At 65.1% G+C, this 8,536-nt stretch carries 6 protein-coding genes; 5 read left to right on the forward strand and 1 reads right to left on the reverse strand.

The genetic code is table 11. The annotated features are described in order from the left end of the window. Nucleotides 1-32 precede the first annotated feature (32 nt). The gene (locus GGR48_RS17940) at nt 33-377 is read right to left on the reverse strand and encodes a hypothetical protein (RefSeq protein WP_158069235.1); all 345 of its coding nucleotides are present in this window, start codon (nt 375-377) and stop codon (nt 33-35) included. Here GGR48_RS17940 and lldP point away from each other — a divergent pair. From lldP to ppdK, 5 genes are all read left to right on the forward strand, one after another. Further along, nucleotides 376-2,049 (forward strand): L-lactate permease, encoded by a 1,674-nt coding sequence (lldP, locus tag GGR48_RS11395; protein WP_076711934.1) that lies wholly within the window; start codon nt 376-378, stop codon nt 2,047-2,049. The genes GGR48_RS17940 and lldP overlap by 2 nt on opposite strands. Continuing rightward, complete coding sequence (locus GGR48_RS11400; protein ID WP_234422623.1) at nt 2,046-2,825, forward strand: FCD domain-containing protein; 780 nt, start codon at nt 2,046-2,048, stop codon at nt 2,823-2,825. The genes lldP and GGR48_RS11400 overlap by 4 nt, the downstream gene beginning before the upstream one ends. Then, nucleotides 2,822-3,955, forward strand: coding sequence for an FMN-dependent L-lactate dehydrogenase LldD (gene lldD, locus GGR48_RS11405; RefSeq protein WP_076711936.1), 1,134 nt, complete (start codon nt 2,822-2,824; stop codon nt 3,953-3,955). The genes GGR48_RS11400 and lldD overlap by 4 nt, the downstream gene beginning before the upstream one ends. Before the next feature lie 50 nt (nt 3,956-4,005). Further along, nucleotides 4,006-5,448, forward strand: a complete 1,443-nt coding sequence (locus GGR48_RS11410; RefSeq protein WP_234422624.1) for a DcaP family trimeric outer membrane transporter — start codon at nt 4,006-4,008, stop codon at nt 5,446-5,448. 102 nt (nt 5,449-5,550) lie between these two features. Further along, entirely contained in the window at nt 5,551-8,256 is a 2,706-nt protein-coding gene (gene ppdK / locus GGR48_RS11415; protein WP_076711937.1) for a pyruvate, phosphate dikinase, read from the forward strand. Nucleotides 8,257-8,536 lie beyond the last annotated feature (280 nt).

Here is an 8,536-nt window from a genome sequence, read left to right on the forward strand (position 1 = left end):
TCTCCGCTGCTGACAAATCCATCATCAGCATCTCAGATTCGAGCCTCCGAGGCTCCGGCAGTCATGGGGTCTAAGCCCGGCGACCGTCCCGATTGGGATGGCATTTCGAAAATCCGTTTCAACGGGTCGCCAGTTGCCACCCGTTCCAAGACCGGAATGATCGCTTCGATGTTGCCTCCCTTACGGATACAGGAGGAGCAATCCCAATGACGCTGTCGGTCTTCCACGCATAAGCCGCCATTGCTGATGCCGCCTAATGGTAGTACCAGAAAGAAATAGGTTATCAGCAGACGTAATTGACTGCCCCAACAAAATGCCCAATTTTTCCTTTGAAAATAAATTTCTGGTACTACCAGATTCAAGGAGAGGGATGCCATGGGAGTCTGGGCACAGAACTACGATCCGCTTGGTAATATCTGGCTGTCCAGTATGGTCGCGGCTATTCCAATCGTTTTTTTCTTTCTGGCGCTGACGGTCTTTCGCCTGAAAGGATATATCGCCGGCACCATCACCGTTGCATTGACGCTGGCGGTCGCGATCGGGCTGTATGGCATGCCAATCAACAGTGCGCTGGCCGCTGGCGTGTTCGGGTTCTTTTATGGTCTCTGGCCGATCGCGTGGATCATCCTCGGCGCGGTGTTCCTTTACCGGATCGCGGTCGCGACCGGAGCATTCGACATTATCCGCCAGTCGATCCTGACCGTGACCGAGGATCAGCGGTTGCAACTCTTGCTGGTCGGCTTCGCGTTCGGTGCATTTCTCGAAGGGGCAGCCGGGTTCGGTGCGCCGGTCGCGATTACCTCGGCGCTGCTGGTCGGACTGGGGTTCCGCCCGCTTTATGCCGCTGGGCTGTGCCTGATCGCCAATACCGCGCCGGTGGCGTTCGGAGCGATGGGCATTCCGATCGTCGTCGCGGGTCAGGTGACCGGCATCGATCCGTTCCTGATCGGACAGATGGCCGGGCGGCAGTTGCCGTTGCTCTCGGTCATCGTGCCCTTCTGGTTGATCCTCATCATGGATGGTCCGCGCGGCGTGCGCGAGACATGGCCCGCCATCCTCGTCGCGGGCGGTTCGTTCGCGATCGTCCAGTTCCTGACCGCCAACTTCATCGGGCCGGAACTGCCCGATATCACCGCCGCCCTCGCCTCGCTGATCGCGCTGCCGGTGTTCCTGCGCTTCTGGCAGCCCAAGCGCATCTTCCGCTTTGATGCGGCCGAGGTCGCCGCCGACGGCGCGGTACCGGTCGCACCGATCACGACGCAGACCGTGCGCCATTCGCCGGCGAAGATCGCTTGGGCATGGTCGCCGTTCCTGATCCTAACGGTGTTCGTGACGCTGTGGAGCATCGCCCCGGTCAAGGCATTGTTCGCCGCCGACGGACCGCTCGCGCATCTTGTCCTTAAGCTGCACGTACCCTTTCTCGACAAGCTGGTAGCCAAGGTGCCGCCGATCGTGAAGCAGGTCACGCCGTACGAAGCGGTCTACAAGTTCGACTGGCTGTCGGCGACCGGCACCGCGATCATGTTGGCGGCGATCGTCACCATCGCCTTCCTGCGGATGAAGCCCGCAGAGGCCGTGCGGACGTTCGGCGATACGCTGAAAAGCCTCGCAATTCCGATCTACTCGATCGGCATGGTCCTCGCCTTTGCGTTCCTCGCCAATTATTCGGGACTGTCGGCGACCCTGGCACTGGCGCTGGCGCATACCGGATCGGCGTTTACCTTCTTCTCGCCGTTCCTGGGATGGCTGGGCGTGTTCCTGACCGGATCGGATACTTCGGCCAACGCGCTGTTCGCCGCGCTCCAGGCCAATACCGCGCATCAGATCGGGGTCAGCGACGTGCTGCTGGTCGCGGTCAACACCACCGGCGGCGTCACCGGCAAGATGATCTCGCCGCAGTCGATCGCGATCGCCTGTGCTGCCGTCGGGCTGGTGGGCAAGGAGTCGGACCTGTTTCGCTTCACCGTGCGCCACAGCCTGCCGCTGTGCGCGCTGGTAGGGGTCATCACGACGATCCAGGCGTACCTCGTGCCATGGATGATCCCGTGAGCGCGGTCGGGAACGCAGCACCCAGCGCATCGGGCCGGGCCGAAGCCGCGATCGAGGCGTTGATCGTCGAGCGCAAGCTGCTACCGGGAGCGCGGCTCCCGTCCGAACGCGCGCTGGCGGACACGCTTGGGGTATCGCGCAACATTCTGCGCGAGGCGATGAACCGGTTGGTATCGCGGGGACGGATCATCATCCGCCCGCGCGCCGGCGCAATCCTCGCCGAACCGTCGGCGCAGTGGACGCAGGCGATGATCGCCGAACCGCTCGCTCCGCTGGTCGAGGGCAATCCGGGCTACGGCCACGACATTTTCGAGGTGCGCGAGTCGCTGGACGGCACCGCCGCCTATCACGCCGCACGGCGGGCCGACGCAGTCGATAAAGACCGTATCCGCCGCCGGTTCGACGCGATGGAGAAGCTGCATGCCGCCGGTGATGTCGCTGCCGAGGCGCATGCCGACGCCGCGTTCCACCTCGCCATCGCGCATGCCTCACGCAACGCGGTGCTGACCCATGTCATGTCGAGTCTGTTCGGGCTGCTCCATACCAGCATCTCGCAGACCCGCGAAAAAATCTACGCGGTGCCGCGCACCTTCGAGGAATTGTCGGCGCAGCACCGCGCGATCATGGAGCGGATCGTCGCTGGCGATGCCGAGGGCGCGCGCGATGCCGCCGACGTCCATCTCGAATTCGTGCGCACGACGGTCCGACGGGTCGAGGACGACCTTGCCCGCGCCGAACGCGCCGCCGCCGCACCAGATCTGGGAACGATCCGATGATTATTTCTGCCACCACCGATTATCGCGAAGCGGCCCGCCGTCGTCTACCGCCGTTCCTGTTCCACTATATCGACGGTGGCGCCTATGCCGAACATACGCTTCGCCATAACGTCTCCGACTTGTCCGACGTGGCGCTGCGCCAGCGGGTGCTGTGCGATGTTGCCGACATCGATCTTTCCACTACCCTGTTTGGCCAGTCGCTTGGTATGCCGGTGGTGTTGGCTCCGGTCGGGCTGACCGGCATGTATGCGAGACGCGGTGAGGTTCAGGCCGCGCGCGCGGCAGCGGCCAAGCAGGTGCCCTTCACCCTGTCGACGGTATCGGTCTGCGCGATTGACGAGGTGCAGCGCCAGTCGAGTGCGCCGATCTGGTTCCAGCTCTATGTGCTGAAGGATCGCGGCTTCATGCGCGACGCGCTCGAACGCGCGCAGGCGGCGGGGGTTGAGACGCTGGTCTTTACGGTCGACATGCCGGTGCCGGGCGCGCGCTATCGCGATGCGCATTCCGGCATGTCAGGGCCCAATGCTGCGTGGCGGCGGATGCTGCAGGCGGTCACCCATCCGCGCTGGGCATGGGACGTCGGGATTCACGGGCGACCGCACGATCTGGGCAACATCTCGGCCTATCGCGGGGCCGCCACCGGGCTTGCCGATTACATCGGGTGGCTCGGCGCGAACTTCGATCCGTCGATCAGCTGGCGCGACCTGCAATGGATTCGCGATACCTGGAAAGGATCGATCGTCATTAAGGGCATCCTCGACGCCGAGGATGCGCGGGAAGCAGTGCGCTTCGGCGCGCAGGGCATTGTCGTGTCAAACCATGGCGGGAGGCAGCTCGACGGCGTGCTGTCGTCGGCGCGCGCGCTGCCCGCCATCGCCGATGCGGTAAAGGGGCAGGTGTCGATCCTAGCCGATTCCGGGATACGCTCGGGGCTCGACGTCGTGCGGATGCTGGCGCTCGGCGCGGATGCCGCGATGCTCGGCCGCGCGTTCATCTATGCACTCGCCGCCGACGGGCAGGCCGGTGTCGCCAACCTCCTCGAACTGTTCGACCGGGAGATGCGCGTTGCAATGGCGCTGACCGGGGTACGGACGATCGCGGAAATCGATTCAACCATCATCGCGCGCTGACGCGGATCTCACCGGCGCGGGCGCCGGACCATCAGTACAGGGGATACAGGATGCCGCATTTCAGGCAGCGGACGACCCGTGCCGTCTTGCTTTCGGGGCTGATGCTGGCGGGCACGACGCCTGCCGTTGCGCAGACCGCCGCAGACTATAAGGCGCTGCGCAGCAAGGTGGACGAGTTGCAGCGCCAGCTCGACACGGTACAACGCGCGCTGACCGCGAAGGAGCCGCGCGGAACGCCGCCGGTCATGGCCGCCGCGTCGCCTCCGGCCACCGACGCGCCGCGGCAGCAGGGCCTCTCCGACCCGCTGCACCGGCCGGCGGGTGCGCCGTCGGTCTTGGCGCAGGGCGGACCATCGGCGCTACCCGCCGGATACGGCTTCCGCATCGGCGAAACCAATTTTCACATCAGCGGCTTCATCAAGGGCGACCTGATCTTCAGCCGTTACGGTAATGGCGACACTGCAACCAATCCGCTGGGCCGCGAACTGTCGCTGCCGCAATCGATCCCGGTCGGTGGGCGGCGATCTGGCATTCTCGCCGATGCGTCGGCCAAACAGTCGCGGATCGCGTTCCAGACCGCGACGCCGATCGGCGAGAAGTGGCTGACGACGCTGATCGAAGCGGACTTTCAGGTTGCTCCGGCGGTGTCCGGCGGCGAGCGCGCGCTCAACCCCTATACCTTCGGATTGCGTCGCGCGGTCGCTGGTTATGGCGGGTTCGCGATTGGGCAGGACTGGAGCAACTTTCAATATGTTGCCGCCCTGCCTGAAACGGCCGATTTCGTCGGGGTAACCGACGGCACCGTGCTGGTTCGGCAGATGCTGCTGCGCTACAGTCATCCGGTCGGCAACGGGTGGACCATCTCCGCTTCGATCGAGAACCCGGAAACCGTGTCGGCGATGGCCGGTGCGCCCGCACTGGCCGACAATGACGATGACAGCGTTCCCGACCTGACCGGACAATTGCTCTGGTCGGCGAAGGGGGCCAGCCTGTCGCTGACCGGGCTGTTTCGATCGATGCGGGTCGACCCCGCCAACGGTCGACCGGCGGTAACGGCACAGGGCTATGGAGTGTCGCTGGCCGGGATTGCACCGCTGCCGACCGGCAAGGGCGACGATATCCGTTTCATGATGACCGGCGGTCGCGGGCTGGGGCGCTATGTCGGCGCCAACGTCGCGGCCGATGCGATCTACGACACGGTGAACGATCGGCTCGTGCCGGTTCCGTTGCTCGCAGGCTTTGCCGGGGTCCGCCATTTCTGGATCGGCACGCTGCGCAGTACCTGGATGGGGTCGTTCCAACGGATCTGGAACCCGGCCACGGCCTCGCCGCTGTCGACGCGCCAGGTGTGGGACACCGCGGTCAACCTGTTCGTGTCGCCGCTGCCACGCCTCGACCTCGGCGTCGAGCTGCGCGTGTCGCACCGCGAACTTGTGAACGGCGCAAGCGGCATGCTCGAACGGCTGCACTTTACGGTGAAACAAGGATTTTGAACCGGCCGGTCGACGGTTCGTGTGCCGAACGAAATACGACCGCCGATTGAATCAGATACCCCGACGCGGGACCACCCGCGCGGAGAGCATGGGGAACGAGCAATGACGCAATATGTCTATCGCTTCGGCGGCGGGGTGTCGGACGGGGGATCGGGCGACAAGACGCTTTTGGGGGGCAAGGGCGCGAACCTTGCCGAAATGGCGTCGATCGGCCTGCCGGTGCCGCCGGGCTTCACCATCGCGACGACGATGTGTACGCGCTATTACGAGGACGGCCAGACCTTCCCCGACAGCTTGCGCGACGAGGTCGCGACCGGCATCGCGCATATCGAGGGGATCACGGGCAAGCGCTTCGGGGACGAGGCCGACCCGCTGCTCGTCTCGGTCCGCTCGGGCGCGCGGGTATCGATGCCGGGCATGATGGACACGGTGCTGAACCTCGGCCTCAACGACGCGACGGTCGAGGGGCTCGCCAAGGTATCCGACGATCCGCGCTTCGCGTGGGACAGCTATCGCCGCTTCATCCAGATGTATTCGGACGTCGTGCTCGAACTCGACCACGGCCGGTTCGAGGAAGCGCTGGAGATCGCCAAGGAAGATCGCGGCTATTATCTCGACACCGACCTCACCGCCGACGACTGGCGCGCGCTTGTTGGCCAGTACAAGGAGATCGTCGTCGAACTGTGGGGCAAGCCGTTCCCGCAGGACGTGCATGACCAGCTCTGGGGCGCGATCGGTGCGGTGTTCGGGTCGTGGCAGGCGGACCGGGCAAAGGTCTATCGCCGGCTGAACGACATTCCGGGCGACTGGGGCACCGCCGTCAACGTGCAGGCGATGGTGTTCGGCAACATGGGCGACACCTCGGCCACCGGCGTCGCCTTCACCCGCGATCCGTCGAAGGGCGACAATGCCTATTACGGCGAATTCCTCATCAACGCTCAAGGGGAAGACGTGGTCGCGGGCATCCGCACCCCGCAATATCTGACCAGGGCGGCGCGCGAGGCGGCATCGGCCAAGCCGCTGTCGATGGAAGAGGCGATGCCCGAGGCCTATGCCGAACTCGCCGCCGTGTTCGACCGGCTCGAGCGGCACTACCGCGACATGCAGGACATCGAATTCACGGTGCAGCAGGGCAAGCTGTGGATGCTCCAGACCCGCTCGGGCAAGCGCACCGCCAAGGCCGCATTGAAGATCGCGGTCGACATGGCTGAAGAGGGCCTCATCACCCGCGAGGAAGCGATCGCCCGCGTCGATCCGCAGGCGCTCGACCAACTGCTCCACCCGACGCTCGACCCGAATGCGACCCGCGACGTGCTGACCAAGGGGTTGCCCGCTTCGCCGGGTGCCGCCAGCGGCATCGCGGTGTTCGACAGCGACACCGCCGAGCGCCGCTCGAACGCGGGTGATGCGGTGATCCTGATCCGCACCGAAACCTCGCCCGAAGACATTCATGGCATGCACGCGGCGCGCGGCATCCTGACCGCGCGCGGCGGCATGACCAGCCACGCCGCCGTCGTCGCGCGCGGCATGGGCCGTCCCTGCGTCTCGGGCGCGGGCAGCATCTCGATCGATGCGAAGGCGGGGGTGATGAAGGTCGCCGGCCGCGAAATCCGCGAGGGCGATATCGTCACGATCGACGGTGCGACCGGCGAGGTGATGGCGGGCGCGGTCGCGACCGTGCAGCCCGAACTGGCGGGCGACTTCGGCACGCTGATGGAATGGGCCGACGGGGTGCGCCGCCTGAAGGTGCGCGCCAATGCCGAAACCCCGCTCGACTGCCGCACCGCGCGCGACTTCGGCGCCGAGGGCATTGGTCTGTGCCGCACCGAGCACATGTTCTTCGAACAGTCGCGCATTACGTCGGTCCGCCAGATGATCCTTGCCGAGGACGAGGCGGGCCGCCGCGCCGCGCTCGACAAGCTGCTGCCCGAACAGCGCAGCGACTTCGTCGAAATCTTCGAGGTGATGGTCGGGCTGCCCTGCACCATCCGCCTGCTCGACCCGCCGCTCCACGAATTCCTGCCGCACGAGGAAGCCGAATTCGCCGAAGTGGCCGAGGCCGCCGGGATCGGCGTCGATCAGCTGAAGCGCCGCGCGGGCGAGCTCCACGAATTCAACCCGATGCTCGGCCATCGCGGGTGTCGCCTGGGCGTCACCTATCCCGAAATCTACGAGATGCAGGCGCGCGCGATCTTCGAGGCGGCGGTGATCGTCGCCGAGAAATCAGGCGAGGCCCCGATCCCCGAGGTCATGATCCCACTGGTCGCCACCCGTCGCGAGCTGGAACTGATGAAGGCGGTGGTCGACAAGGCGGCGCAGGACGTGTTCGCTGACAAGGGGCGGACCATCGAGTATCTGGTCGGCACGATGATCGAACTGCCGCGCGCCGCGCTGAAAGCCGGCGAGATCGCGGAAGCCGGTGAATTCTTCTCGTTCGGCACCAACGACCTGACCCAGACGACCTTGGGCGTCAGCCGCGACGACGCCAGCCGCTTCCTCGGTGCTTATGTCGAACAGGGCATCTATGCCCGCGACCCGTTCGTCAGCCTCGACGTCGAGGGGGTGGGCGAACTGGTCGAACTCGCCGCCGAGCGCGGCCGCAAGACCCGCCCCGACATCAAGCTCGGCATCTGCGGCGAGCATGGCGGCGATCCGGCGTCGATTGCCTTCTGCGAGAAGGTCGGGCTCGATTACGTCTCGGCCAGCCCCTACCGCGTCCCGATCGCAAGGCTCGCGGCGGCGCAGGTAGCCTTGGCTAGAAGCTGCAATGTAGTCCGGGTTCGGTCTGACTCATCCGTTCCTGGATGAGCGTTTGCCGCAAGCCGTATCTGCTGGTGCAGCGTGCGGGTGGTGCCCGCTCCAAAGAACCTCGACCCGTCCGTCTTGGACGGTAGGGATCGACCAAAGTGGTCATCTTACCATAACCGCCTGACTCGTATGTGGTTCGACTGATAATGAAAAGGCTCTTTGACGCTGGTCGGCATTCTCAATTGGGAACCCCAGCCAGGATCACAGAAGGTGAGGGAGGGCACTTCACCTCTCGGGCGGCACCATTTCCCAAAACCTGTTCCCGATTGCGCTTTCTCGA

Source organism: Sphingomonas pseudosanguinis, from assembly GCF_014196255.1.
In the GTDB taxonomy this organism is placed as follows: Bacteria; Pseudomonadota; Alphaproteobacteria; order Sphingomonadales; family Sphingomonadaceae; genus Sphingomonas; species Sphingomonas pseudosanguinis.

Bases quoted from the DNA above. Each gene is read 5' to 3' on its own strand.
- lldP (WP_076711934.1), top strand. From the start codon at position 376: ATGGGAGTCTGGGCACAGAACTACGATCCGCTTGGTAATATCTGGCTG.
- GGR48_RS17940 (WP_158069235.1), bottom strand. From the start codon at position 377: ATGGCATCCCTCTCCTTGAATCTGGTAGTACCAGAAATTTATTTTCAA.
- lldD (WP_076711936.1), top strand. From the start codon at position 2,822: ATGATTATTTCTGCCACCACCGATTATCGCGAAGCGGCCCGCCGTCGT.
- GGR48_RS11410 (WP_234422624.1), top strand. From the start codon at position 4,006: ATGCCGCATTTCAGGCAGCGGACGACCCGTGCCGTCTTGCTTTCGGGG.
- ppdK (WP_076711937.1), top strand. From the start codon at position 5,551: ATGACGCAATATGTCTATCGCTTCGGCGGCGGGGTGTCGGACGGGGGA.